This window comes from Pedobacter borealis DSM 19626, assembly GCF_000708285.2.
Classification (GTDB): Bacteria; Bacteroidota; Bacteroidia; order Sphingobacteriales; family Sphingobacteriaceae; genus Pedobacter; species Pedobacter borealis.
Window position 1 is genome coordinate 1 of sequence record NZ_JAUG01000068.1, and the last position, 26,877, is coordinate 26,877.

Consider the following 26,877-nt stretch of genomic DNA (forward strand, 5'->3'; position numbering starts at 1 on the left):
CAATGTCATTAAGTTAAGGAGAAAACAAAAAACATTGTCATCCTGTCCAAAGGACTCCTACGGAGAGCCTGTCGAAGGACAAATGTTTTTTCGTTTTCGACTATAGAAAGGTCTTCGACAAGCTCAGACTGACAACGGCATAGTACTTAACTTAATGACATTGACCAGTGGGGTGCGGGGTCTGCTCGAAAAAAATCTTCCCAGTGAGCTTTCAGCTCACGAGGTTTTTTTTCGACAGAGCCTTGTCTTGAAAACAGGATTGTAATCAGGTGAGGGGCTTATCAAAAGGACAGGAGGCTCCTGCCGACTGAATAAAATTAATAGCCCATGGAGAATTTAAACGGTAGAAGCCCACCCACTGCCCTAGGGCCCCGCATGGCGCAGGATGCGCCACGGCTTAAAGCAAAATATGAAACTGCGGGCTGTCTTGGCAAAGGTGAACGTACATTTATCACGGCTAAACTGCCCGATTATATCCGTGTGGGACGGAACGACTGTATAGAAAAATACCTTTTTCTTTCAACCACCATGATGGGAGTGGAAGTATAACTGCTGCGTTTACACCGATCCGCATTTGCTGCCAAAATACCTTGAATGTAGCAATGAAGAGCCTGACGGGTTGTGTGCGCATCAAGCATACGGCGGGAGCGATGGACAGGTTAAGGGAAGCGCACAAACTTTTGGGATTTCCAATCTATTGGCAGATAAGATGGAGGAAGTATTTAACCGTTGGAGCAGGGTAAAAATTACCGATAAATACCTAAAGCAGTTGATACAGATAGCTGTGGCACCGAATCGTGAGACTTTGGAGGCGGTACGGAAAGGCGACGAGGACGGACTTTCTACTTTGTACCAAAACACGTTGGAGCAGGTTTTGGAATATGCTTTAAGCAGCCCCACGCAGCAGATGGAAACTACAAAAGGTACTTTGTTCGGGGCTTATAATGCCGTTACGGGGTACCATCAAAACTTAAGGAATTATAAAGATGATGAAAGCAAGTTTAAATCCATTTGTACGGTACAGGTTTGAAGCATAATCAAACGGCTTTTGATCTCTGCATGGCCTTTGCTAAGATGGGGGCGGATGCGTTGAATTAGGAGAATTTAATTTGATAGCGGTCGGCCTTGGGGCTGGCCGTTTTTTTAGCTCACGAAAGCAGCGGGCGCTTATATGCACAAAGAGTAGGAAAAGATTTTGAATAGTGGGGTAAAGATTTTTTTTACTAAAAATATTAGTAAAATGAAGCCTGAAGATTTGCAGGGTAACGGTGGGTTTATTGCTGAGCAGAGCTGCCGCTAATATGGGTTTCTCCTTACGATTTTCTTGCAGGTTCAAAGCGTTTAAGGAGCGGTCAAAAATGAATTGTCCGTTAGAAATTGCATAGATTGAAGCGATCTGTTTGTTGATTTCCACTTCCGACAATTTACTCCCCCATGGATAAAGAAAAACAACATTAACACGTATGTTTATAACTACGGGCACCGAATAGCCCGTACCAAGAAACACTATAAAAGCCATTTTCGTCAACTATCCGAGGTTACAAGAAATTAATATTTCTTTAAAATTATTTTCACATTGAGCAGATGAAATCAATTTCTCGCCCGTATTAGGACAAAACAAACAGAAATTGAAAGATCAAGCACAATCTATTGCCCTGTTCAATACACTTAATTAATTTTATGAAAAGTAACAAAGCTATAATGACAATTCTTTTTGTATGTACAGCCTTTTCGGCCATGGCACAAAAAGCACTTCAATTACATCTGAAGGTAGGTGATAAATGGTATCACGAACTAAAAATAAGCAGCAACCGTCAGGATATGAATCCGGATGGGGACGCATCTGAAACGAATACGGAAACTATATTGAAAAATACTTATGAAATATTGGCAGTGGGTAATGGTACTTATGAAGTTAAACGTACTTTCGGCGGTATCAAGTTTAAAGCTACTTCTCCTGGAACTGAGGGAGAAATAGTATTCGATTCTCAGAAACAGGAAGATATGGATGGAGACATGGGAGAGGCTGTAAAAAAAGTAATCGGGCAAAGTTATGTTTGTACCGTTGATGCCAACAGTCGCAAGGTAATTGCCATTAAGGAACGCGCTATAAAAGACACAGTGCAGACAAAACCACAAAGTATCTCGATCCGCCAGTTAATTTATTTTTCCAAAGTGACGACATATTGAAACGAGATTTTGAATTCTTTTTTGGGGGAGGAATTCCTGATGAAAAACCGGTAGCAGGTTTAAAGTGGGATAAAAATTACTCTGTTAATAAGCAAGGAATAACAACTAGTACTGATATTAATTATACCATTAGCCGAATGGAGGGTAACAAAATTTATATCGACGTAATTAACAAAATGGCTACAAATGGCGTGCCTGAGGGAACGGAAGAATCGGGAGAATTTAAAATTACGGGATTATCTAACGGCAGTGGTAAGGTTACAGTGGATGGAACCACTGGGATTGTGAGCGAAAGTACGAGTATTTCTCGTGGACAACAGACTTTTTCGACACCTAATGGACAGCAAAAAACGAGTATGTCAAACTCTTATGTTGTAACTGTTAAAAAAGCCGCAACAAATTAAAGCCAGCACATAACCTAAATTCATGAAGCGTTTATTATTTCCTATTTTGTTTACTGTTCTTGTAACAGCAAACTCCCTCAATCTTTTTGCCCAGTCAAAATATCAGTATAAAATAGACCTTACCAAGGTATCTAACTCTACCCTTCAGGTAGAATTATTAACTCCTGCAATCAACCAGCCTAGTATTGAGTATTTTTTTCCTGCTATAATTCCAGGAACTTACTCCATTAGTGATTATGGCCGCTTTATAAGCAGTCTTAAGGCATTTGATAAAACGGGGAAGGAATTAACAGTTGAACATAAAAGTGTAAATGCTTGGAAAATTGGCAATGCCCGCAAGCTTTATAAGATTACCTATGTAGTGCAGGATACCTGGCATACAAATATCAAGGGTAAAGAAATTTATCCTATGGGCGGTACTAATATCGAATTAAACAAACAGTATGTAATTAACACTCCTGGCTTCTTTGGTTATTTCGATCAATTGGAAAAATTACCATTTGAGGTAGAGTTTCAAAAACCATTGGGCTTTTACGGATCAACCGCACTTATACCATCAAGCAGTACAGCAAGTAGCGATTTGTTTCAATTAAAATCTGTGCATGAATTGTATGATTCTCCAATTATGTATTGCAAACCCGATACAGTGAGTGTAAATCTTGGTCGCACGCAGGTATTGGTGTCTGTTTATTCGCCTGGGAAAAAGGTGCAAGCTACCACTTTAGCCAAAGCGATGCAGAATTTACTTGCCGCTACGCAGGCATATCTTAGTGGAGAATTGCCTGTAAAAAAATATGCTTTTCTCTATAGTTTTAATGATGAGGTAAATCCGAAAACGGTATCTGGCGCTTTAGAACATAGCTATTCTTCATTTTACGCATTTCCACAACTTGATGAGGTTACTGCAAAGGTGATTATGACCAACGTATCAGCTCATGAGTTTTTTCATATCCTTACACCATTGTCCATCTGCTCTAAAGAAATTAGGGAGTTTAATTATCAGGAACCTATTTTGTCAAAACATTTGTGGTTATACGAAGGGTCAACAGAATACGATGCGCATCATGTGCAGGTTCAATCGGGTTTAATAACAGCTGATCGGTTTTTCAAAGTGCTATCAACAAAAGTCATCAGGTCGAAAAAACAATTTAACGATAGTCTTTCGTTTACGGCCATGAGTAAAGAAGTAGCAACCACTTATGCCGATCAATATCCGAATGTTTATGAAAAAGGAGCGTTAATTAATGCTTGCCTTGATATTTACCTGCTGCATCTTTCTAAAGGGCGTTATGGTTTAACTAACTTGAAACATGACTTGGGTATAAAATTCGGAGGCGATAAATATTTTGAGGATGATCGCTTGTTTGATGAAATCGCCGCGTTTAGTTTTCCCGAAGTAAAAGATTTCCTTAATAAATATGTAGCTGGCAATACGCCGATACCCTACACCGAATTTTTTGCCTTGGCAGGGGTATCTTATCACGATTATATAAAAAACGAGGTGGCTTCTATCGGTAATATCAGTATAAGTTCTCTTGGCGGAGGCAGGGTTAATATTGTAAATACAAGCAATATGGATGCTTTTGGTAAGGCCATGCAGTACAAATTGATGGATGAGATTGTGAAAATAAACGAAGTGGCTATTACTTCCGCTAATTATAGTGAAGAAATTGATAAAATAAAACGAAAAATAAAAGAAGGCGACGCATTGACTGTTGTTGTAAGACGCAAAAACGATGCAGGTGAAATACAAGAAATCAAGTTGTCTGCGCCCGTTTCGTCGCTAAAGGAAACCGTAGAGAGCTATTATAAAATGGAGTTGATAAACGAAAGCGAACTAACGTCTTTGCAACGCACCGTACAAAATGCCTGGTTAAAAAAATAATAATTAAAAGAGATTAAAATTTATGAAAAAATTTATAGCATGTTTTTACATGTTATTATGTGTTTTCTCTAGCAATCTTTCTGCTCAGAATAAATATAACTGGAAGGAAGCTGGTACAGGTAAATACAAATATCGCTATGTAACGAACGATCCCGAGAAAGTACGGTTTTATACATTAGAAAATGGTTTGCAGGTAATGCTGCATGTAAATAAAAAAGAACCCCGTGTAATCTACAAAATGGTAGTAAGAACCGGAAGCAATAACGATCCGGCAGACCATACAGGGCTTGCACATTATCTGGAACATTTATTGTTTAAGGGAACCGATAAATTGGGAACCCTCAATTGGGGAAAAGAAAAACCTTATCTTGATCAAATTCAGGAATTATATGAAAATTATAATCATACTTCCAATGAAGTAGAAAGGAAAGCCATTTACCGAAGGATAGATTCCGTTTCGGGCATTGCCTCTAAATATGCGATTGCCAATGAATATACCAATGTCATGAAAGAAATGGGTTCGCAGGGTACCAATGCGCACACTGAATTTGATGCTACTGTATATGATGAAAATATACCTGCAGGTGCATTGGATAAATTGCTAAAGGTACAGTCCGAACGCTTTCGCAATCCGATCTTCCGCCTTTTCCATACCGAATTGGAAGCCGTGTACGAAGAAAAGAACAAAGGCTTGGATGGTGATGATTTTAGGATGTTCGAAACCATTAGTTCTATTCTGTATCCCAACAGCAATTACGGACAGCAAACCACTATTGGTACCATCGAGCATTTAAAAAATCCTTCTTTAACAGCCATCAAAAAATATTACGATACCTATTACGTACCCAATAATATGGGGATGATCTTATCGGGCGATTTTGATGCTGATGAAGTGATCCAAAAAATAGACCAATATTTTTCTTACATGCGGCCGGGTAAGTTTCCAGAATTTCGACAAGCCACAGAACCCGATTTCACTTCTTCGGTTGTAAAGGAAATTATCAGCCCCACACCAGAAGTAGGCGTACTCGCTTTTCGTGTTCCTTTTAAAGGCCCTAGCAGTAAAGATGAGTTGTTGATTAATCTGCTTTCTCAATTATGTTTTAATGGTAAAGCTGGCCTGTTCGATATCAATATCAATAAGCCACAAAAAATGCAAATGGCAGCCATAGAGCTATTGGGTACCTATCAAAAGTATACCACCCTTTTAGGTGTAGCAGTACCCAAAACTGGTCAATCGGCCGATCAGGCCTTAGAAATATTATGGCAGGAAATTAAAAAAGTAAAGAATGGCGATTTTGATGAGCAGCTTTTAACAGCCATTAAAAATAATATGGAACTCGAGGTAGCCATGTCTAAAAGAAATAATATGGCTACAGTAATGACATTGGAAAGAGGGTTTATTACCGACCAATGCCAAACCTGGAACAACGAAGCTGCTTTCTTAGAGGTCATGAATTCGGTTACCAAACAAGACATTGTAGATTATGCTAACCGAGTATTTGCCAACAATTATGCCATTATCTATAAACGAAAAGGGAAACAGGCTTCTGTTGCAAAAATTGTGAAACCAAAAATTACACCTATTACAATTAATAAAACCGAAAGGTCTGCGTATGCAAAAGGACTGGATGCTGTTTCTGTACTTGCAACAAAACCGGCATGGGTAAATTTTGACAAAGCCATTTCACATAGCAAAATAAATAATGCAAGGCTATTGTATACAATAAATAAGGAGAACGGTTTTTTCGAACTGCAATACCGGTTTGATATGGGAAGCTGGAATTCGAAATTATTACCGCTTGCTGTAGATTACCTAAGCTTATTGGGTACAGATAAATATTCGAGCGAAGAGATCAGTAAAGAATTTTACCAATTAGCTTGCGAATATTCTATCCGGGTGGGCGATAGAAGTACTGCAATTGTTATTACCGGCATCCAGAAAAATTTTGACAAAGCAACAGCATTGTTGGAGCATTTATTAGCCAATTGTAAACCAACGGAGGAAAGCTTGAAGAAGCTGAAGGAAAAACTAAAGAAGGAAAGAATAGATGCAAAAACATCGAAAGACGCATTGATGAAAGGCTTGGTGAGCTATGCCACTTATGGAGCCAAAAATCCATTTAACGAAGCAGGTCGTTTGCAGCCCGATTTGTTGGATGCTTCTACATTGGTTAAGCTCTTGCACCAACTTAGTAATTATCAACATTTTATTACTTATTATGGTCCAGAATCATTGCAGAACATTACGCAAAAAATAAAAAAATCTCATCATATGCCAGCAACTTTCCGCCCGGTTCCGGCCTTGGCGGTCAACTTCCAGCGTCGTATACAGAAAGAAAACGAAGTGTATGCAGCCGATTTTGATATGTTGCAAACGCAAATACAGTGGCTCAGGAATATACCTGGTTATCAGCCTTCGCTACAACCCACCGTAAATCTTTATAATAGTTATTTTGGTGATGGTATGGGGTCGATTGTTTTTCAACAGTTGCGAGAGTCTAAAGCACTTGCTTATTCAACCTCTGCATCATTTCAAACACCAGTTTATAAAAGCGATCCGTACCTGATGAAAGCCTTTATTGGTTGTCAAGCCGATAAAATGGAAGAGGCTATTAGTGGAATGGACTCTCTGTTAAATGACCTGCCTCATTCGGAGGATGGAATAAAAAATGCAAGGATGAGCCTGCTAAAGTCATTCGAAACACAGCGCTTTACAGAAGAGAAGTTGCTCGATTTTTATTTGTTGTTAGAGAATAAAGGGATTACAACCGATTACCGTCAACAAATCTATGAACGATTGAAGACTTTAACCTACAGTGATTTGAAGGCTTTTGCAAATAAATACATCGCCCATAAAAAGTATGCTTATTGCATTCTCGGGTCAAAAGAAGTTGTGGAAAGCGATAATTTAAAAAAATATGGAGATGTAAAAAAGTTGACTTTGGAGGCGTTGTTCGGGTATTAAAAAATGCAACCTTATTGTTTATAACCTCTTTAAATTTACCTTTGCACATGCAAGTCTTCTCTCGCCTACGGTGGGAGGAGACTTTTACATTTTAATATACAAGAGCAGTTTTATGTTCTTTTTCTGGACTAAGCCAATGCCTACTTAAAAAGTAAGAAAAATTAATTATTATTGGCATTCTAAATTTCGTATATTAAAGTTAAAATAAATTTTATGCTCCCGCGCCATCTTCATAATGAACAAGAATTGCTGGTTAAACTAGGAGAAGGGGACGAGTATGCATTCGAACAGCTGTATTTGATTTACAGTCCTAAGATTTATCGGAAAATACTGCAATTGGTAAAAAATACTGCCCTTGCCGAAGAACTTTTACAGGATGTTTTTGTGAAAATATGGGAGAAAAGAGAAACGCTCAATAACCAGAAGTCATTTAAATCTTACCTATACACTATTGCTAAGAACATGGTAGTTGACCTGTTTAGAAAGGCAGCGCTCGATAGACAAATGCTAGAAAAATTTATTGTCGAAAATACTGAATTCTATTATCCTTTTGAGCATTTGGAAGATATGGATGTTAAAAGTAAACTCATTGTACAAAGGGCTTTAGATACACTACCTCCACAGCGCAAAAGGATATATACGCTCATTAAATTAGAAGGGAAAAGCTATGAGGAAGTTGCCGAGTTGTTAAGTATTTCAACCTCCACCATTAACGACCATGTAGTAAAGGCTACCAAATCTTTGAGATGTTATTTCGATGAAAATAATATTGCATTGGTGGCTTTATTAGCTTCAATATTAATTTCTTAATATTTTTTTAAAATTATTTTCACATTGAGCAGATGAAATCAATTTCTCGTCCGTATTAGGACAAAACAAACAGAAATTGGAAAATCAAGCACAACTTATTGCCCTGTTCAATAAATACCTTCTCAATGAATGCTCATTGGAAGAGGTAAAGGAGTTAATGCAATATTTTAATTCTGATCAGCGTGAGCTATTAGAAGAAATGGTAACCAGTGAATTCGAAAAGTTAACGCTCGAAGAGGTTGACCTTCCAGCATTGCCAAAAAGGGTTTTTGATGGGATTAAATTTAGGATAGAAGCAGTCAAGACCAGAAAATTATGGCCTCGTATTCGTATAGTTGCAGCTGCATCAATCGCTTTTGCCGTAATGGTTGGTGGTTATTTTTATTATAATAGTAGCAACATCAATGACCATAAGGAAATCGTTTATCAAAATGATATCGCTCCAGGAAAAGAGGGTGCTACATTGACTTTAGCTAACGGCCAGAAAATTTTGATCAATAATACATTGGCTGGAAATATAGCTACTCAGGCCGGCGTAAAAATTTCTAAAACAGCAAATGGCGAAATCATTTATGAAGTTACTGCAGATGAAAACAAAAATTTAACTTATAATACATTAACCACTACACGGGGGGAACAAACACGTGTACGTTTGCCTGATGGAACCATTGTATTTTTAAATTCTACCTCAGTCCTAAAATATCCGACTTCTTTTGGTAAAGAACGAAAAGTGGAGCTTACTGGGGAAGCTTATTTTGAGGTTGCCCACAATAAAGCGAAACCGTTTAAGGTAATGTCAAAAGGCCAAGAAGTGGAGGTTTTAGGTACACACTTCAACATCAATAATTATACCGATGAAGTGGATACTAGAACTACTTTGTTGGAAGGTTCTGTGCGCTTAAATGGTAATACCATTCTTAAACCAGGTGAGCAGGCAATTTTGTCGAAAACGGGAAAAATTTTAGTAGAACAAGTAGCTGTTGATGATGTGATTGCCTGGACAAATGGCAAGTTTATTTTTGATAGCGAGAGCATTGAGAGCATTATGCGGAAGCTTTCGCGCTGGTATAACATAGAGGTGGTATATGAAGGCGAGGTAAAAGATAAACAGTTTGCAGGCTCAATTAGCCGTAAGGATAGCATTTCGAAGATATTGGACAAGATTACATTTACCCAAGCTGCTCACTTTAAAATTGAAGGAAGGAGGGTAACTGTTATACCATAATTATACATCAATGGCAGTGAAATAAAGCAAAACGGGAGTGCTTCGACCTACCCCCGTTTTAAATGTTCGGCACTGTTTTATTTAATTCTTAGGGAAATAAACAATCAACGTAACCACGAAGTATTCTTGAACGCTATTGAGTTCAATAGGCACAACGTGACAAAACCAAACACTCAAAATTAATGAAAATTATTGAAAAAGTGACTGGGAACCGAATAGTCGGTATTCCCATTCAAGTATTTCGGATTATGAAATTAACCATACTCATAATGACGGTGTTTCTGCTTCAGGTAAGCGCTTCAACAAAGGCGCAGATTACTTTGAATGAGAACAAGTCATCTCTGCATAAAGTACTGAAATTGATCAGTAAGCAAAGTGGCTATGACCTCATCTATTCTATTGATGACTTAAAAGGTGCCAAACCTGTAAGTATTATACTTAACAATGAAAGTTTGGAAAAGGTACTTCAGCTTTGTTTTGCAGGCCAACCTTTAGTTTATAAGGTTTCTGATAAAACAATAATGATTAAAAGAAAGGAAGAACAAGTATCTTCTAAAAAACTAGCGCCAATTATCATTACGGGTAAAACCTTAGACGAGGATGGCAAACCATTGGCAGGAACAACAATTAAAATAAAGGGCACAGATTTTGGCGCCGTTTCCGACCAGTTGGGCAATTTTACTTTACCTATACCTAAGAATACCTCAAATATCTTAGTGTTTTCTTATTTAGGTTATGAGTTGCAAGAATATGTTGCAAAAGCAACTGAAACCATTGCCATTGTGATGGTGCGTAAAGTAATGCCAATGGACGAATTAGTAATAGTTGGCTACGGTACGCAAAAGAAGAAAGATATTCTTGGTGCTGTTGCTACCATTGATAGTAAGGACATTGCAAAAGTACCTAATGCAACCAGTGTAGCCGACTTATTAACAGGCCGCCTTTCAGGGTTAAATGTTGTAAACCGGAGCGGACAGCCCGGTAAATTCGATTACGATTTAATTACAAGAGGAAGATCGAATGGACTAGCTCCCGGGCAGCTTAACGCAGGTAGTCCTGGATCTCCACCATCTCCTTTTAACAATACCAATCTCAACAATTTTAATTTTGGCAACAGTATGCCACTTGTTTTGGTAGATGGGATTGAAGGCGATATGAACTTGCTGAACCCACAAGATATAGAGACCATTACCTTATTAAAAGATGCAGCAGCTGCCATTTATGGTATTCGTGCAGCAAATGGCGTTCTCCAAATAACCACCAAAAAAGGAAATAAAGGCAAAGTAACACTCGATTATCAAACCAACGTGGGTATACAACAGATGAACACCTTGCCCAAATTTTTACCTTCCTGGCAGCAGGCGGTTTTGGTAAATGAATCAATTGATTATGAAGGCATCCGAAACGGCGGTATCTTTATAGGTGGTGGTGGTTTTGGTCTTTCTTCTACTCCCTCGCGTGCCCTACATCGCTTTACAGACGAAGAGATTCAGAAATACAAAGATGGTAGCGACCCTAACTATCCTAATACAGACTGGGTGGATTTGCTTTATCAAAAACCTGGTGTGCAGCAGCAGCACAATCTTAACATTTCTGGTGGGGATACCAATAGCACCTATAGGATTTCTTTTGAATATGTTAATCAAGATGGTAATTTACAAGGGACAAATAGTAAACGCTACGGCACCCGTATTAATTTAACAAGCAATCCGTTTAAAAAGCTAAAGATAGAAACAGGGCTCAACTTTAGCCATGCACCTGCCCAAGAATCAGGTGGAGCTTCTGGATACGTAGGTGAAATTTTTGAAAATGCCTATCACATATCACCTATGGTACCTGTAAAATTTGCAAATGGGGCGTATAGCTCTACGAATCAAATAAGCCCATTAGCATGGTTAAACGCAGGGTCTTTTTATAAAGCAAGCAGCACCACCGTGAATGGGACCTTAGGTCTTACTTGGACGCCTATTGAAGACCTAGTGATTAAGCCCTTTATTGGATTTAATTATGGAACCAATAACTATCAAACCTTTGGGGCAAGATTAGACTCCTATTTTGATGGACCTGCTGGTTCTCCCTGGGTTGTAAATCCACAGTACTCGCAGCTCACAAACTTCTATATCGAAAATGTAAGTTCCAATATAGGTATTACGCCACAAATAACGGCTTCGTATCAAAAAATATTAGGCAATCATTTGATTGGTGTTTTGGCCGGTGCTTCAGAGAGTGTAGGTAATAGTCGCTATATTTTTGCAAGAAAGCAGAACCTGCTAAATAACACCCTTCAATCACTCGACTTGGCTTCGGCAGATCAGCAAACGCTGCAAGGTAGCCCTTCCGAAACTGTACAACGTTCGGCATTTGGTCGGGTGTTTTATAACTATGCCGACCGATATTATCTTGAATCTACTTTGCGTGGCGATGCTACTACCGTTTTTTCGCCAGATAAACAATGGGGTATTTTTCCCTCTTTTGCGGCTGGTTGGATAATATCGAACGAATACTTTTTTCGAGATTCCCCAAGTTTGTTAAAAACGTTTGATTTTTTAAAGCTCAGAGCTAGTTGGAGCAAATTAGGTAATAATTCTATCGGTAATTTTGCCTACTTAACCAGGTTAACTGTTGGTAATTATCCCTTTAATAACCAGCTGCAGCCGTATCTGGTTCCAGGGCTTCCTGGTAATCCAAACATTCAATGGGAGAAAACAACCATTAGGAATATAGGCTTAGACGCTGTTATGCTCAAAAATAAACTGAGCGTAACAGTAGAACTGTATGATAAAAGAACAAACGATATCTTATTAACCCTACTGGCACCTATAAATTATGGTTATAGCAGTGCTCCAGCAGAGAATGTAGGCTCTATGCGTAACCGGGGTGTAGAAGCTATCGCTTCGTACAAAGATAGAATAGGAGAATTTATTTGGTCAGTAAAAGGAAACTTCAGCTACAATAAAAATCTGATTACAAACTATCTGCTCAAAACAAATTCGCCGACTTTTACTTTTCAAACTGAGAATCTTGAGGGCTACGCTTATGGTTCTATATTTGGTTTGCAGAGCGAAGGGATTTATCAAACGCAGGATGAAGTTGATAAATCGGCCAAATTCGCCGATCCGGTTATTCATCAAGCACCGGGCGATATCAAATACAAAGATCAGGATGGCGACGGCGTTATAACACCCAAGGATGTTGTATACCTTGGAAATTCCATTGCTTCTAAGAACTTTGGACTGGGGTTAAGTGGTTCTTGGAAAAGGATTGAGTTGAATCTGTTCTTTAGCGGTTCGGCTGGCCGAAAAGTAAATATTGGCTCGGCCTTGGGATCTATTGGCGATTGGACAAATAAGGCTTCCCCTGCTTTTTGGGATCGTTGGACACCAACCAATCCAACCAACGAGTTTCCTCGTGCCTGGGCTTATAATACTCAAAATAGCCCACAAGCGGTTTCATCCGACTTTTGGTTAAGAAATGCTGATTATATACGCTTACAAAACGTAAGTGTCCAATACAGTTTAAATCCGAAGATTTTCAAAAACACAGTTTTGAAGGGATGCGGTGTATTTTATTCGGCCAGTAACCTGCTAACGTTTTCGCCGCATTTTTGGAAATGGCTAGATCCAGCAACTACATACGGGATGGCTACGATGAGTAACTACCCATCACCTACACTTCATTCATTTGGCTTAAATGTTCAATTTTAATTCACCCGTTAAATCAAACAAAAAATGAAAAAGAAATACACATTCGGGTTACTGCTGATTTTGTTAGGATCGGGCGCCTGCACTAAACTACAAGATATTGCGCCCTTGGCTAATTATACAGATAAAACGGTCTGGTCATTGAAGAGTGATGTACAAGCTGCTCTTAATGGCTGCTATAAAGATTGGGAACCGAGCGGAGCTTCGCTTCTTTTAAGGGATTGCTTTACCGATAATCTAGTAAACCGAAACATTTCAACAATCTATGAACCCTTTACCTCAGGTACCTATAATCCTCTTGTAACCTATGTAGTTGGCGGTCTTACGGGTATTTTTGATTATACTGTAATTAATAACTGTAACTGGTTTTTAGAGCATATTGACGGCGTAAAGGCTGGTATTATTGATACAGACTACTTAAAGCGGACCAAGGCTGAGGTTCGTTTTTTAAGAGCTTACCGTTATTTCATGTTAGCGCAGTTTTTTCGTAATGTACCGCTAATTTTGCACACGCAAACAATTGAGGAGTCTCGTGTGCAGCCACAGGTTAGCAAAGAAACCACTACCAATTTTGTATTGGCAGAGTTGGCCGCCATCGCTGCCGATTTACCGGTTGAATATACAGACTATAGCGAGAAAGGACATATTACTCGTGGAGCTGCCCTCGCCTTGAAAGCCCGTATTGAATTGTATACTAAAAAATACGATGATTGTATTGCAACGTGTAATCAGTTAATGACAGCGCCGTTTAACTATAGTTTGTATGCCGATTACGAAGATATGTTCCGCCCGCAGTTTGAAAGCAGCTCGATGAACAAGGAAGTAATTCTGGATGCACAGTATATGTCTACGTATTATCCAAAGTCTACATTGGCCGATTTAGCCATTTTCCCCGCAGGAAACAGTAATGTGTGCGTTACCCAAAGTCTGGTAGATGCTTTTGAAACGATGAATGGATTAACGATTGATCTGGATGCCAGTTACGATCCACAGCAGCCCTATCAAAACAGAGATCCACGCTTAGATGCCACCGTTATAAGACCTGGCTTGTTGTACAATGGTATTTTATTTGATCCGATTACGCCTCCCGCTCCACCTAGCGGCGGTGGTATTGGTGGTGGTCCGATCATTGTTGGTGGTAGTGGCCCAATACCTGCAGGTGGGGGTAGTGGTAATGGTAATGGATACCCTTTATTACCAGGCAATTATAAAGGTGATTCTTTTAATTCACCCACCGGTTATAATATGAAAAAATACCTGAAAGTGTTGAATGATTATTGGCAAACCAGCTATGGTCTTAACCAATTAAACAACACTGGTGGCAATGTTATTGTTATCCGTTATGCTGAAGTGTTACTTACCTATGCCGAAGCCAAGATAGAAGCTGGACAAATAGACCAATCGGTGTACGAAGCCATTAACAAGGTAAGGCGTCGTGTATTTATGCCAGAGGTAAATACGGGTACCCATTCTGGCCAAACTGCTATGCGTGATTTGGTACGTCGGGAAAGAAGGGTGGAGCTGGCTGGCGAAGGTTTGCGCTGGTTCGATATTGTAAGGTGGCAGATTGGCCCGGGTGTAATAAAGGATGTATACGACTGCCCCAACGGCGCTAAAGTACCCGGGCCAATGCCTTGGGATCCCCCAATGTTTGTATTTACGCCTAATAGTAATACGGTAAAGTTTAGTAGAACCTTTACACCCAAATACTATGTATTCCCAATACCTCCTGAACAACTGCAACTAAATACCAAACTGGTACAAAATCCAGAATGGAAATAAATAAATCATAGCCTGATATGGCTAGAATTTGTAAAATTAAAAAACATGAAAAAGAAAAATTTAATTATTCTCGCATTTACCGCACTCCTTTTTATCTGGAGTGGAAACCTATGGGCGCAGGGTAACAACCCTCTTGCTGGCGAGGGCAGCCCTGATGATTTGCCTGCTCAAATATTAAAAGAAAGACTGAAAGATTTAGTGCCGCTTGATCCGTTTAAACTTACAGCCGAACAGGCTAAAAGTTTCGCAGCAACTAAAGCCACGAACAGAAATACCTTTATGATAGATGGCCGAACGATGGCTGCAGATATGCTGATCGGGTTTGAACCGCTGATAGATAATATTGTAATCCCTTACATAAATCCGGTTGAGCCAAATAAAGTTGTGCTGGGGCTAATGCGCACTTCTACAGCAGAGGAAAAAGAGGCACGAAGAAACGCAAGGAAAAAAGAGGGGTTATGGGTAGTAGACGGTCCTGATCCGAACGGTTTGGATTTAAGTAAACCAGGTACTTATGAACCTATTGACTTTGATGTTAACCTGAAAAAAGAAGATGCAATAAAAGGTTTGCATGAAATGCCAGTTCTAAAACAAGGGCAGTCACAATTAAATGCTGGGCGGGTAGCTTTTTTTGATGAGAAGGGAAAACTCATACCCGTACTTTTGCCTGATGGAACTCAAAGCCCTAAGTACATTAAATATATGAATGGTAAGGATTATACCAACGTCAATTATTGCGATGATAACGGCTTAATTAAAGCCGCAGTATTTCGTAAGTCGACTTTAGAAGAAAAGCGTAACAGGGGGGATGCAGTAACTATGACGGCACCAACTGCCGACGGGGTAGGTGGTGGCAGTGGTACTGCAAAATTGACCACTAATGAGTCAACCACTACGTCAACCTCATCAATGCTTGGCCAAAAGGCAGAGAATTTTTCGGCAAAAGATATCAACGGTGCCGATGTAAGTTTGGAGAAATACAAGGGTAAAAAAGTAGTGGTATTGAATTTCTGGTTCACCAAATGTAAACCTTGCATACAGGAAATGCCGCAATTAAATCAACTGGTTGATGCATACCAGGGTAAAGATGTCGAGTTTATCTCACTTTGTAATGATAGTGAAGAGATGATCAACGCATTTTTAAAATCAAATGCATTTAAATACCACATTGTTGCCAATACATTTAAACTGGCCAATACCTATAAAGTAGCCGGTTTCCCTACACATGTTGTGATTGATAAAAGCGGAAAAATTGTATTCTACGAAATGGGATATTCTCCAAATGTAGATAGCAAATTAAAAACTGCCATTGATAAAGGGTTGTAGGTATTAATTATCACTTTCTTCGTAATTACGGGATGAAAGCAGTTTTAATCTTTTGCTCTGGCTCATAATAGATGGGCCGGAGCGGAAGATAGAACTGGCTATTGTTATGTCCGTTCGCAAGTAAAAATAATCCATTTAAACATGAAATTTCGTATTTCACTTTTTATCATCAGCATTTGTGCAGGTGCAACCATGTTGCGTGCCCAATCTAAGAAAGAACTAGCTCGGTTTGACTCTATTGCCCATATGGCGAGCAGAATTACTCAAAAAATGCACTATAAATATAGCAGTTTTGATGATGTTTTTTCAAAAACCCTCTTTACTGATGTATTAACCTCGCTAGATGGGGGCAAACTTGTTTTTTTAGCCGAAGATGTTGATCGGTTAAAACCATACGAAACTCGTTTGGATGATGAGCTCAATGGCGCTCCGGTTCGTTTTTGTACCGAGGTAGAGCGTTTGTTTAAAAAGAGATTGCAAGAAGCGAGTCTAGTTTGGACAAAATTATTGAGTCAGCCAATAGACCTTACCAGGCATGAGGTGTATAGCCTACCAATAGGCTATGCGGCAAGTAAAGATGAGCAGTTGGAACGATTGCATAAATGGCTCATCATGAATGTAGAGCGAGAAATGTTTACGATGCAAGAAAGCCAAGGGGAGAAAGTAAAGTGTTCTTTAGCCGAATTAGAGCGGAAGGCACGTGAGGCAGTAAGAAAAAGATTAGCAGGCAGTAGTTATTGCTATCTCACAAAAATGGATCATGAAGATTATTTTAGTAATTACATGTTACAGTTTTGTCAGGTTTTAGATGGGCATTCTAGATACGAGGATGCGAAAGAAGAATTGATAGGTAAGGCAGGGTTGGGGGGGGCCACATGTGGTGTTGGCTTTACTTTGAATGATATAGGGGGCATTATGTGCATTACAGAAATGGCCCCTGGGGGCCCGGCCGAACAATCGGGCCAAATGAAAGTAGGTGATGCTATTATTAGCGTAAAGGATGGCAGACGCAAAGCCGAAAATATTTTGGGATATGAATTCTTTTTTGTTCGCAGAACGATTATGGGTGAGGAGGGATCTAAGGTTACACTGAATTGTATGCGCCCAGATGGCTCAAAATATGCTGTAAAACTTAAGCGGGCTTTTGTAAACCAAAAAGGAAGCTTAATTAACACGGCTGTAATAGAAGAACAGGATAAAAAAGTTGGCTATATTATTCTGCCCGCCTTTTATGGAGGAAAAAATGATGTTGGGACTGATATGATGATGGCGGTACAACGATTAAACAAGGAGAAGGTAGATGCGATTGTAATTGACTTACGCTATAATGTAGGGGGGACACTAAGCGGCTGTCTCTCTACTTTGGGTGAGTTTTTACCCAATGGTCCCGCTCTTCAGTTTAGAAAAAAAGACGAGAGACCAGAGGTTAAATTTATAGACGGAACTGGTATGAAGTTCAGTGGTCCATTGGTACTGCTTGTAAACACGGCTACTATTTCTTGTGGCGATATGTTTACGATGGTATTGCAAGATTTTAATCGTGCCTTGATTATGGGTGCGCCTACTGCTGGAAAAACAGTGGGACAATATGATATACAATTGAGAGAGGAGCAAGTTCAGTATTCAGCCCCTTCAAACGGCAAAGAATCCCATTTTGGAAAACTATGGATTACTGCTGATAAGTATTATAGTGTTACTGGCCGTTCGGTGCAATTAAAAGGGGTTACACCTGATGTTTCGTTGCCAGATTATCACGACTTTACTGGAAGAAAAGAAATAGAAAAAAAGCACCCGATTGCCGGCGATAGTATCCCATCTACAATGTACACTGCCTGGAATTTTGGATTTGATCTAGAATCTGTAAGAAAACACATGCAGCAGGAAGTCGACCAGAACGTCGCCTATAAACGGATAGCAGAAAACGAAGAATGGTTAAAGCAAATGCGGCAGAAGCCTATTTCCCTCAACTGGGAAGAATATAGCACTTTGCAAAAGGAAGAAAGCATGCGTACAAAAGAATCGGCGGCACTGAGTAAACTAAAAAATAAAATGGTTGTGCAACTACTACCCAACCAAAATGCTAAAGCAGAAGAAGAGTTTGTAAACAATATTAGTACCGATCTCTACATTCGTACGGCTGCAGAAGCCGCTTTGAAAATACTGAAAACTAAATAAACAATTAAAAAACTATGATAAAGATAATACGAGCTTGCTTTTTTTTGCTTTGCTTCATCATTATAAAGCTTTCTGCATCGGCACAGGTTGTTGATGGTAAACCAGATGCAAATGCCATGTTGTGGAAGATATCGGGTAATGGCTTAACCAAACCATCCTATATTTTTGGAACTATACATATTATTTGTAAAGAGGAGGCATCTAAAGTACTTACACCTAGTTTAAAACAAGCCATGCAATCGTGTACAGAAGTGTTGTTTGAAATTAACAAAGCGAATGTGGCGGAGCAGATTGTTGCATCACAGATGTATAGTAAAATGCGGCACGATACTACCTTATCGCAACTGGTAACCAAAAGACAACTAAAAACGATTAAACGCTATTTTGTTGAGAAAAAAGTTAGAATTCCTTGGGAAGAAGCGCAAACCCTGAAGCCTGTTATCTTGCAATCTGAAATAGGTACTGATTTTTTAAATTGTACAGAGAGGACTAGTATAGAGAATGAGCTAACAGAAATGGCAAAGATTTCTAAGATTAAAATTGGTGGTATTTCTAGCGCAAAAGAGCAACTAAGCTTTAATGATAGTATTCCTTATAAAGATCAGGCAAAAAGCGTGCTGAATGCCATTGCTGATACCGAACACCCTGATAAAAATAGGTTTTATAAAATAATGGATCTATATCTATCACAACAAATGGTTGCTTTAGACAGCATTTTTAAACCAGATGTACCTAGTAGATCTAACTATATTTTTTTAGTACTGAGAAACAATCTTTGGACAACCCGTTTAATAGAAAAAATGAAAACGGATCAGGTATTTCTGGCCGTAGGTTGTGCTCATTTATTTGGTAAAGAAGGGCTGGTTCCCCTGTTACGCAGACGAGGATATACAGTAGAAGGGGTGCCGAATAAACCATGATTGGTAAACATAAAATAAGAATCAGCATATGAAAGGAAAGCTTATGATTGCCTTGTTTGTTTTAGCCAGTACGCTTGTACAAGGCCAAACAGCCCAACTGTTTCAAATCAATGGCAGCCTTGTGGGTATGTCTGATGTAAACAAAGTATTTCTGCGTTATAATAGTCAGGGAAGGCAAATAACCGATACAGCCGAGGTTAGTGACAACGGTTATAGTTTTACCGGAACCATCGATGAACCGCAGGCATTTATTATTTGGATAGAATACAAACCAACTTCTCAAAGGAGGAGAAGTGCAACCGATCAGGCAGATCTTTTTCTGACCAATGGTATGGTGAATATTACCACGTCTAATTTGTTTAGCAATATGAACGTAACTGGTGATGGAAGTGTTTGGAACAAAGATTATAATGTATTGTTGAAAGAGTGGAAGACAAGTAAGGATTCAACTGAATATTGGGCCGAACAATTTCTGAAATACTCTGGCAGAGCCACTCGCTACGAAAAGGCAGTAAAACTTAATCAAGCACCGCCATATAGCCACGATAGTTATATGCGCGACTCTGCTACAATGGAATACATCGATAATAAAGCATACCCAGGTCAGGCACAGCGGTTAAGAGACAGTGTATTGATCCCTTATATTCGTAAAAATCCTAATTCGCCGGTTTCATTGTTCGCTTTACGCATTGTATCGGATGTAATCGCTAATAAAGTTATCAAAGAATACAAGCTCACACAATCTTTATTTGATCTGCTCTTGCCCGAAATAAAGAACTATAATAGCGGTAAGAACTTTAGTGAAATACTAGCTAAAGCGGCCAAAACCGCAGAAGGTACCCAAGCCCCTGAAATAACCTTGCCCGATGTAAACGGTAAACCCTTTTCGCTATCATCGCTTAAAGGCAAATATGTATTGGTACATTTTTGGGCCAGTTGGTGTGGACCCTGTCGTGGCGCCAACCCTTCACTAAAAAAAATATATGAGAAGTATAAGGCTAAAGGCTTTGAAATTTTAGCCATATCGGTTGATGAAAAAGAGGCCGACTGGTTAAAGGCGGTGGGAGAAGATAAAATGCCATGGCTTCAGGTAAGGGACAACAAGTTCGATATATCAAGGCTTTATCAGATTGGTTCCATCCCCCGTAATTTCTTAATTGCTGCCGATGGAACGATTATTACAAGAACACTAGAAGACAATACACTGGAAGCAAAACTGCAAACGCTGCTTGGAAAATAAAAACATATTAGGCTAAATAATGAAATACATCATTTCTGTTCTCTTGTTGACGATTTTTATAAGGTGCGATACTGTCGATGCCCAAACTCGGAAAGAGTTGGTAAGGTTCGATTCCATTGTCCATATGTCGTCACGGATTGTGAAGACGAATCATTATGCGTATAGTAGTTTCGATGATACTTTTTCTAAAAAATTATTTACCACATATGTCGAAGCTTTAGACAAATGGCATGCTGTTTTTTTACAAAAGGATGTGGAGGAACTCAAAAAATACGAAACCAGTTTGGATGATGAACTGAATGGTGCTAAGGTTCGTTTTTTTGCGGAGGCAGAGCGTTTATATAGAAAGCGGTTAAAAGAATCGGCTATAATTATTACCCAATTGTTGAGCAAGCCACTTGACCTTAACCGGCAAGACCAGTTTCTCTCTACCGCTCCCGCAACATTTCCTGTAACCAAAGAAGAACAGTTGGAAAGATGGCAGCAGTGGCTTACTTGGGAAACAGAAGTTGAAATGTACAGCCTGAAGGAAGAGCGGGAGCAAAAAGGAATTACTTCAACTGTTGCCGAATTGGAAGGAGAGGCTCGTGTTGCGGTAAAGAAAAAAATGACAGGTCTTTGGTATTGTTTATTAAATAAGATGGATCATGAATATTACCTGAGCTGGTATATGGGGTTGTTTTGCCTTGCCATGGATCCGCATTCCATGTATTTTGATGCCGTAGGAGAAGAGTTGTATGCAAACCTGATGGGTGGTACAATATCTGGAATAGGCGTAGTAACAGATCAACATCATGGCCTGATACGGATTGTTGAACTGGAACCTGATGGATCGGCGCAACTGTCGGGAAAAATGGCAGTGGGCGATTTTATTCTAACTGTAAAACAAGCAAATGGTAACCCCGAAGATATTGCTGGCTATACAAAAGGTTTTTTGAAGCGAATATTTGAAGGTGCCAACGGCACAGAATTAACCCTTCGCTGTAAAAGGGCCGATGGCAGCACTTATTCAGTAACACTAAAGCGGACCATTACAAAAGTAACCACGGCCTTGGTAAAAAGCGCTGTAATCGAAAAAAATACGCAAAAAATAGGCTATATTCTATTACCGCAATTTTATGCTGGTAAAACGGCAGATGTTGGCCATGATATGGCACAAGCGGTGCAGCTGTTAAATGCCGAAAAAGTATCTTCTATTATTATCGACTTGCGTAACAACCGTGGCGGTGATTTGGATGGCTGTATTAAATCGTTGTCTGAGTTTTTGCCCCAAGGTCCCGTTATACAGGCTAAAAGAAAAAAAAGTGCCGTGGAGGTATATAACACCAATACTGCAGACATGAATTTTAAAGGGCCATTGGTGTTATTGGCCAACCAGCACACGATTTCCTGTGGCGATTTGTTTACCCTCGCTATGCAAGATTATGGCAGGGGGCTAGTTATGGGTTCGCCTACCTCCGGAAAAGGCACAGGTAACTATATGTTTAAAGTAGAGGAGAATCAATCCTGGAAACAAGAAGTGTCTGCTAAAAGAAAAGAAAATTTTGGGGAATTGACCTTAACCGTTATGAAATATTATAGTGTTACTGGACGCTCTATACAGCAAAAAGGTGTAACTCCTGATGTAACTCTTCCAGAAACCCGCTACGACGATTCAGAAATAGAATTTGCACAAAAAAATGCACTTCATAGGGATAGTATAGCACCTATAAATTATACGGCATGGAATTTTGGGTTCGATTTAGAATCTGCAAAAAAGAACATGCAGGCACAGGTAAGCAACAACGCTATTTATAAGCAAATAGCAGAAAATGAAGCTTGGTTGAAAAAAGCAGATAAAGAACCTGTTTCGCTCAATTGGACAACATATAGTTTTTTTAGAAAAGAAATGGGCACACGTTTCAATCAATCGCTGGAGCTGGAGAAATTGAAAACAAAATTATCAGTGCGTGTATTGGGAGAAGGGAGTGCCAAAGCACAGGAAGAATTCTTAAATAAGATTAACACAGATCTTCACATCAGCACTGCAGCAGATGCTGCTTTAGAAATAATAAAAGTTAGTTTATAAAATAATGACACAAATAATGAAGCGGGTTCTTTTTTTATTTTTTAGCCTAATGGCTTGTACAGGCATTGTACATGCTCAATGGGCAGAACCCAAGCCCTTTAAAATTACCGGCACAATAAAAGACAATCCGCAAATTAGCCGGGTTGAGGCGGCTAATAATGCTCGAGGTGGAGGAGAACCTATATTAGCAGATGTACGAAACGGGCAGTATACTATTAGTGGCAAGATTACCGAACCTGTGGTTATGACTTTAACTGGTTATGGCAAACAAGACGATGCTGATTTTGATTATCAAGCAAATACTTACGAACTATACCTCGCACCTGGCAATGCAGTGCTTGTATCGAACAAAGCTTTAGGTAATGTACACGCTAGTGGTGATGGTGCTAAATGGGATAACGATTATCATTTCTTGACAAAGCAGGCGAAGCTTACACAAAAAGCAAACTTTCAGCTTTCAATTGATGTTCAAAATCTTTTCACCAAAATAGAGATGTATAAAAGAGGAAAGGGAGCTACCGGTTATGGCCCTAAAGAATATAAAAGCGATTCTATAGAATTTGCTAAAATATCGCATGCATTTAATGCAGGTATATTAGATAGCACACTAGTTCATGGTACTTTAATACCCTATATAAAAAAACATCCCGAATCGCCATTGTCTATATGGGCGCTGGAAAACATAGGAGGACCGCGAAAAGAGATTATCTATGATGTTCAATTTCCTCTATTTGAGAAACTATCCCCTGGGGTAAAAGCACTGAGCAGCGCAAAACTGTTTCAAAAAAAATTAGCACTGAACAATGCCATACAAATAGGTAAAACTGCGCCCGTTTTTACCTTGCTAGATAGCTTAGGAAACAGCTTGTCTTTAGAGTCTTTACGGGGGAAATATGTATTGGTTGATTTTTGGGCCGATTGGTGTGCCCCCTGCCGAGCAGAGTTTCCTTATTTAAGCAAGGCAAATAACCAATATAGCAGTAAAGGCTTTGTGATATTGGGAGTATCGGTGAATATGAATACAACTCCATTGAAGTGGAAGCAAGCCATAGTAGCAGAGAAAAGCAAATGGTTGCATGTATACGACGAAAAAGGAGCAGTAGGAAAGCAATATGGCATAAAGTCCATTCCTCAAAATTTTTTACTCGATCCCAAGGGCGTCATCATTGCAGTTAATTTACGGGGCGAAGAATTGGGGAAAAAATTGAAAGAATTGTTTGGGGAATAGGGCATACTAAGCATAAAATAATTTTATAAAATCGTTCATAAAACAATAAATAGATGAAACAGATAATAAAGGCAATTCTTTTTTTCGGCTTGATGGCTTGCACCAGCATGGTGTTTGCGCAATCGGCAGAACCCAAGCCCTTTAAAATTACAGGCACAATAAAAGGCAATCCGAAAATCAATCAGATTGTGGCTATTAATCCAACTAATTTTGGAGGATTGCCTATAGTCGCAAATGTCCAAAACGGGCAGTTTACCATTAGCGGTATCCTTACCGAACCTTGCATTATGGTTTTGAATGGTTATTGTAAAGAGGGCACTGTTGATTTTGATTATAAAGCAAATAGGCTTGAGTTATACCTCGTACCGGGAAATGTGGTACTCCAGTCGAACCAAACATTGGGGAATGTGCAAGTAAGCGGTAGTGGTGCCAGATGGGATAAAGATTATCACGACATGGCAGATCAGATAGCGCTGAATGAAAAAGCGGTTAACAAATTAGCGTCGGGCGAATATGCTGATTTGCATCTTAAGCTAGTACTATATAAAAGGGGGCAAGGGGCGGTTTCTTATGGCCCAAAAGAATATATCAGGGATTCCATAAAATATGAGAAAACAGGGGAAATTATTATGACGAATAAAATGGAAACTAATTTGGCTGAAAATATTTTAGTACCCTATATAAAAAAGTATCCGAGTTCACCAGTGGGATTGTGGGCCTTGGTAAATTTGGGGGGAGAAAACAATATGAAATCTAAAAATATAATCAATTATGATCTTCAATCTAGTTTGTTTAAGCAGCTTTCTCCCGAAGTGCAAGCATTGAGCATGGGAAAAAAATTTAAACAATTACTAGATCAAAGCAATGCTTTAGCGCTAGGAAAAGTAGCCCCTGATTTTACATTGCCCGACACGTTGGGACAACAGCTGTCTCTTTCTTCTTTACGAGGAAAATATGTATTGGTAGATTTTTGGGCAGATTGGTGTGGCCCCTGCCGTGCAACGTTTGCGGAATTACGCAATGTTTACAGTAAATACAAAGACAAAGGCTTCACTATTTTGGGCGTAACCACCCTAACTAAAATGACCGCTGAAAATGTAGGAAAATGGAAACGAATGATTGTAGAGAGCAGCCTTATTTGGCCGAATATGTTTGATGAAAAAGGAGCCGTGGCGAAACAATATGGCATAGAGTCTATTCCTCAAAATTTTTTACTCGATCCTAATGGGGTAATTATTGGGCGCAATTTTGTAGGAGAAGGTGATTTGGAGAAAAAATTGAAAGAACTGTTTGATAAATAGGCAATACTAATAAAAATAAATGAAACCATCATGAGTTTACACTCGCAACACACAATGAATAAAACTCATGATAGCTTCATCTCTGATAAAAAACAAATTATATACTGATGAAACCATCATGAGCAAACACTCACAAACCGAGATGAATATGCTCATGATAGCTTCATTACCACTAAAAACAAATTATATTCCAATGAAAAAAGTGATGAAGTCGATTTTCTTTTTCAGCCTTATGACTTGCACAAGCATTGTGCTTGCGCAGGCGGCAGAATCAAAGCCCTTTAAAATTACTGGAACTATACAAGGTAATCCGAAAATCTGGAAAATAGTAGCGACTTATCTTGGGAAAAGCACAACTGTTAATGTTAACAATGGGAAATATACCATTAGTGGTACCCTTTCCGAGCCAACTGTAATCAATTTGCAAGGAGAAGGTAAAGCGAGTGACGATCGGTTTGATAAGGAAGTAAATGTATATGATTTCTATCTCATACCCGGCACGGTAACACTTCAATCTAACAAAACGTTAAGCAGTACGCAGGCAAGCGGTCAGGCTGCTAAATGGAATAAAGATTATCAATACCTATCGAAGCAGGTAAAGGCTATAAATGACGACTCCACTTATTATTTAGCAGAAGATACAGCAAAATTGGGCGTAGCTATGGAGGTATACACAAATGGGAAAGTAGGCAGCGCATACGGCATCAAAGAATATATAAGGGACTCTATAAAATATGCTAAAGACTGTCACTTACTTAATGGTGGTATGGATAGTGCTTTGAATTACAATGTTTTAATTCCGTATATAAAAAGCAATTTTAATTCGCCTCTAGCTTTGTGGGCACTATTTAATATAGGAGGCTTTACAAAGGAGTACAAGTACGATATTCAATATCCCTTGTATCAGCAGCTTTCGCCTGAAATAAAAGCATATAACAGTGCAAAAAAGATGAAGATGTATTTAGTTGCAGCCGGAGTTACAGAAGTTGGTAAAAGAGCACCTGATCTTGTTTTGCCTGATACTTCTGGGCATGACTTCAATTTCGCCTCGCTACGCGGGAAATATGTACTAATTGATTTTTGGGCCGATTGGTGTCCTCCCTGTCGCGCAGAATTTCCTCAATTGCGAAAAACATATAATCAATACAAAGACAAAGGCTTCACTATTTTGGCCATTTCGGTGGCGGAGAAAACAAATCAAACAAGATGGAAAAATGCTATTATAGAAGAGCGAAGCAATTGGCTAAATGTGTTTGATGGTGGTAAGGTAGCAATTATGAAGTATGGCATTTTTAATGGGATACCACGAAATTTTTTGCTGGATCCCAATGGCGTAGTTATTGGTCGGGATCTAAGAGGCGATGCTTTAGAAAAGAAGTTGAAAGAATTGTTAGAAAAATAGTGTTTAATCAGTAAGATATTTATGAATCCGATAATGCGGCATTGTTATTTGCTTTTCTTTTTCTTGCTTGCAACTGCTACAACTTATGCACAACAAAAGAACGGGTCTGTAAAAGGTATGGTGATAGACACTGCGCTGAAACAACAAGCTATTGCCAGTGCAACGATCACCATCCTTAAAAGAAGTGATTCGTCGTTGGTAAGCTTTACCATTACAGATGCCGAAGGTCGTTTTGAAATGACGGGCATCCCC

At 39.2% G+C, this 26,877-nt stretch carries 18 protein-coding genes and 1 pseudogene; 18 read left to right on the forward strand and 1 reads right to left on the reverse strand.

Annotated elements, in window-relative coordinates:
* The first annotated feature begins 375 nt into the window (after positions 1 to 375).
* Positions 376 to 1,030 (forward strand): annotated as a pseudogene (locus tag AW17_RS23770) (DUF932 domain-containing protein).
* Between the two features lie 39 nt (positions 1,031 to 1,069).
* On the opposite strand, the gene AW17_RS24490 reads toward AW17_RS23770, so the two are convergent.
* A complete protein-coding gene (locus AW17_RS24490; protein ID WP_167343690.1) occupies positions 1,070 to 1,414 on the reverse strand; it encodes a hypothetical protein in 345 nt (114 codons plus the stop codon).
* Positions 1,415 to 1,680: 266 nt separating this feature from the next.
* Between AW17_RS24490 and AW17_RS16680 the strand changes: the two genes are divergently transcribed.
* The 17 genes from AW17_RS16680 to AW17_RS16760 all read left to right on the forward strand — a co-directional run.
* Positions 1,681 to 2,190, forward strand: coding sequence for a hypothetical protein (locus tag AW17_RS16680; RefSeq protein ID WP_029278341.1), 510 nt, complete (start codon positions 1,681 to 1,683; stop codon positions 2,188 to 2,190).
* Entirely contained in the window at positions 2,187 to 2,594 is a 408-nt protein-coding gene (locus tag AW17_RS16685) for a hypothetical protein (protein ID WP_029278342.1), read from the forward strand. The genes AW17_RS16680 and AW17_RS16685 overlap by 4 nt, the downstream gene beginning before the upstream one ends.
* A gap of 22 nt (positions 2,595 to 2,616) precedes the next feature.
* Entirely contained in the window at positions 2,617 to 4,479 is a 1,863-nt protein-coding gene (locus tag AW17_RS16690; RefSeq protein WP_029278343.1) for a M61 family metallopeptidase, read from the forward strand.
* Positions 4,480 to 4,501: 22 nt separating this feature from the next.
* Positions 4,502 to 7,447: a M16 family metallopeptidase gene (locus AW17_RS16695; RefSeq protein WP_029278345.1), complete on the forward strand. Its 2,946-nt coding sequence runs from the start codon at positions 4,502 to 4,504 to the stop codon at positions 7,445 to 7,447.
* 213 nt (positions 7,448 to 7,660) lie between these two features.
* Entirely contained in the window at positions 7,661 to 8,257 is a 597-nt protein-coding gene (locus tag AW17_RS16700; RefSeq protein ID WP_029278347.1) for an RNA polymerase sigma factor, read from the forward strand.
* Positions 8,258 to 8,333: 76 nt separating this feature from the next.
* The gene (locus AW17_RS16705; RefSeq protein ID WP_029278349.1) at positions 8,334 to 9,482 is read left to right on the forward strand and encodes a FecR family protein; all 1,149 of its coding nucleotides are present in this window, start codon (positions 8,334 to 8,336) and stop codon (positions 9,480 to 9,482) included.
* Positions 9,483 to 9,730: 248 nt separating this feature from the next.
* Positions 9,731 to 13,186 (forward strand): TonB-dependent receptor, encoded by a 3,456-nt coding sequence (locus AW17_RS16710; RefSeq protein WP_167343691.1) that lies wholly within the window; start codon positions 9,731 to 9,733, stop codon positions 13,184 to 13,186.
* A gap of 24 nt (positions 13,187 to 13,210) precedes the next feature.
* Positions 13,211 to 14,965 (forward strand): RagB/SusD family nutrient uptake outer membrane protein, encoded by a 1,755-nt coding sequence (locus tag AW17_RS16715; protein ID WP_051691903.1) that lies wholly within the window; start codon positions 13,211 to 13,213, stop codon positions 14,963 to 14,965.
* 45 nt (positions 14,966 to 15,010) lie between these two features.
* Positions 15,011 to 16,291: a TlpA family protein disulfide reductase gene (locus AW17_RS16720; RefSeq protein WP_051691904.1), complete on the forward strand. Its 1,281-nt coding sequence runs from the start codon at positions 15,011 to 15,013 to the stop codon at positions 16,289 to 16,291.
* A 141-nt stretch (positions 16,292 to 16,432) separates the two neighbouring features.
* On the forward strand, positions 16,433 to 18,466 hold the full coding sequence (locus AW17_RS16725) for a carboxy terminal-processing peptidase (protein ID WP_029278355.1): 2,034 nt from the start codon (positions 16,433 to 16,435) through the stop codon (positions 18,464 to 18,466).
* A gap of 14 nt (positions 18,467 to 18,480) precedes the next feature.
* Positions 18,481 to 19,386 (forward strand): TraB/GumN family protein, encoded by a 906-nt coding sequence (locus AW17_RS16730; RefSeq protein WP_029278357.1) that lies wholly within the window; start codon positions 18,481 to 18,483, stop codon positions 19,384 to 19,386.
* 28 nt (positions 19,387 to 19,414) lie between these two features.
* Positions 19,415 to 20,626 carry a TlpA disulfide reductase family protein gene (locus AW17_RS16735; protein ID WP_051691905.1) on the forward strand — a complete coding sequence of 404 codons (1,212 nt, stop codon included), beginning with the start codon at positions 19,415 to 19,417 and terminating at the stop codon, positions 20,624 to 20,626.
* Between the two features lie 19 nt (positions 20,627 to 20,645).
* Positions 20,646 to 22,694: a carboxy terminal-processing peptidase gene (locus AW17_RS16740; RefSeq protein ID WP_083488744.1), complete on the forward strand. Its 2,049-nt coding sequence runs from the start codon at positions 20,646 to 20,648 to the stop codon at positions 22,692 to 22,694.
* A gap of 16 nt (positions 22,695 to 22,710) precedes the next feature.
* Complete coding sequence (locus tag AW17_RS16745; protein ID WP_167343692.1) at positions 22,711 to 23,922, forward strand: TlpA disulfide reductase family protein; 1,212 nt, start codon at positions 22,711 to 22,713, stop codon at positions 23,920 to 23,922.
* A gap of 53 nt (positions 23,923 to 23,975) precedes the next feature.
* The gene (locus tag AW17_RS16750) at positions 23,976 to 25,223 is read left to right on the forward strand and encodes a TlpA disulfide reductase family protein (RefSeq protein ID WP_051691907.1); all 1,248 of its coding nucleotides are present in this window, start codon (positions 23,976 to 23,978) and stop codon (positions 25,221 to 25,223) included.
* 67 nt (positions 25,224 to 25,290) lie between these two features.
* Positions 25,291 to 26,625, forward strand: a complete 1,335-nt coding sequence (locus tag AW17_RS16755; protein ID WP_029278365.1) for a TlpA disulfide reductase family protein — start codon at positions 25,291 to 25,293, stop codon at positions 26,623 to 26,625.
* A 21-nt stretch (positions 26,626 to 26,646) separates the two neighbouring features.
* On the forward strand, positions 26,647 to 26,877 hold a 231-nt coding region (locus tag AW17_RS16760; RefSeq protein WP_157280341.1), incomplete at its 3' end, for a carboxypeptidase-like regulatory domain-containing protein.

What these genes read in the sequence shown, in the direction of transcription:
- AW17_RS16715 (WP_051691903.1), top strand. Translation starts at nt 13,211, where the DNA reads ATGAAAAAGAAATACACATTCGGGTTACTGCTGATTTTGTTAGGATCG.
- AW17_RS16710 (WP_167343691.1), top strand. Translation starts at nt 9,731, where the DNA reads ATGAAATTAACCATACTCATAATGACGGTGTTTCTGCTTCAGGTAAGC.
- AW17_RS16750 (WP_051691907.1), top strand. Translation starts at nt 23,976, where the DNA reads ATGAAACAGATAATAAAGGCAATTCTTTTTTTCGGCTTGATGGCTTGC.
- AW17_RS16690 (WP_029278343.1), top strand. Translation starts at nt 2,617, where the DNA reads ATGAAGCGTTTATTATTTCCTATTTTGTTTACTGTTCTTGTAACAGCA.
- AW17_RS16730 (WP_029278357.1), top strand. Translation starts at nt 18,481, where the DNA reads ATGATAAAGATAATACGAGCTTGCTTTTTTTTGCTTTGCTTCATCATT.
- AW17_RS16740 (WP_083488744.1), top strand. Translation starts at nt 20,646, where the DNA reads ATGAAATACATCATTTCTGTTCTCTTGTTGACGATTTTTATAAGGTGC.
- AW17_RS16745 (WP_167343692.1), top strand. Translation starts at nt 22,711, where the DNA reads ATGAAGCGGGTTCTTTTTTTATTTTTTAGCCTAATGGCTTGTACAGGC.
- AW17_RS16725 (WP_029278355.1), top strand. Translation starts at nt 16,433, where the DNA reads ATGAAATTTCGTATTTCACTTTTTATCATCAGCATTTGTGCAGGTGCA.
- AW17_RS16735 (WP_051691905.1), top strand. Translation starts at nt 19,415, where the DNA reads ATGAAAGGAAAGCTTATGATTGCCTTGTTTGTTTTAGCCAGTACGCTT.
- AW17_RS16720 (WP_051691904.1), top strand. Translation starts at nt 15,011, where the DNA reads ATGAAAAAGAAAAATTTAATTATTCTCGCATTTACCGCACTCCTTTTT.
- AW17_RS16755 (WP_029278365.1), top strand. Translation starts at nt 25,291, where the DNA reads ATGATAGCTTCATCTCTGATAAAAAACAAATTATATACTGATGAAACC.
- AW17_RS16695 (WP_029278345.1), top strand. Translation starts at nt 4,502, where the DNA reads ATGAAAAAATTTATAGCATGTTTTTACATGTTATTATGTGTTTTCTCT.
- AW17_RS16680 (WP_029278341.1), top strand. Translation starts at nt 1,681, where the DNA reads ATGAAAAGTAACAAAGCTATAATGACAATTCTTTTTGTATGTACAGCC.
- AW17_RS16700 (WP_029278347.1), top strand. Translation starts at nt 7,661, where the DNA reads ATGCTCCCGCGCCATCTTCATAATGAACAAGAATTGCTGGTTAAACTA.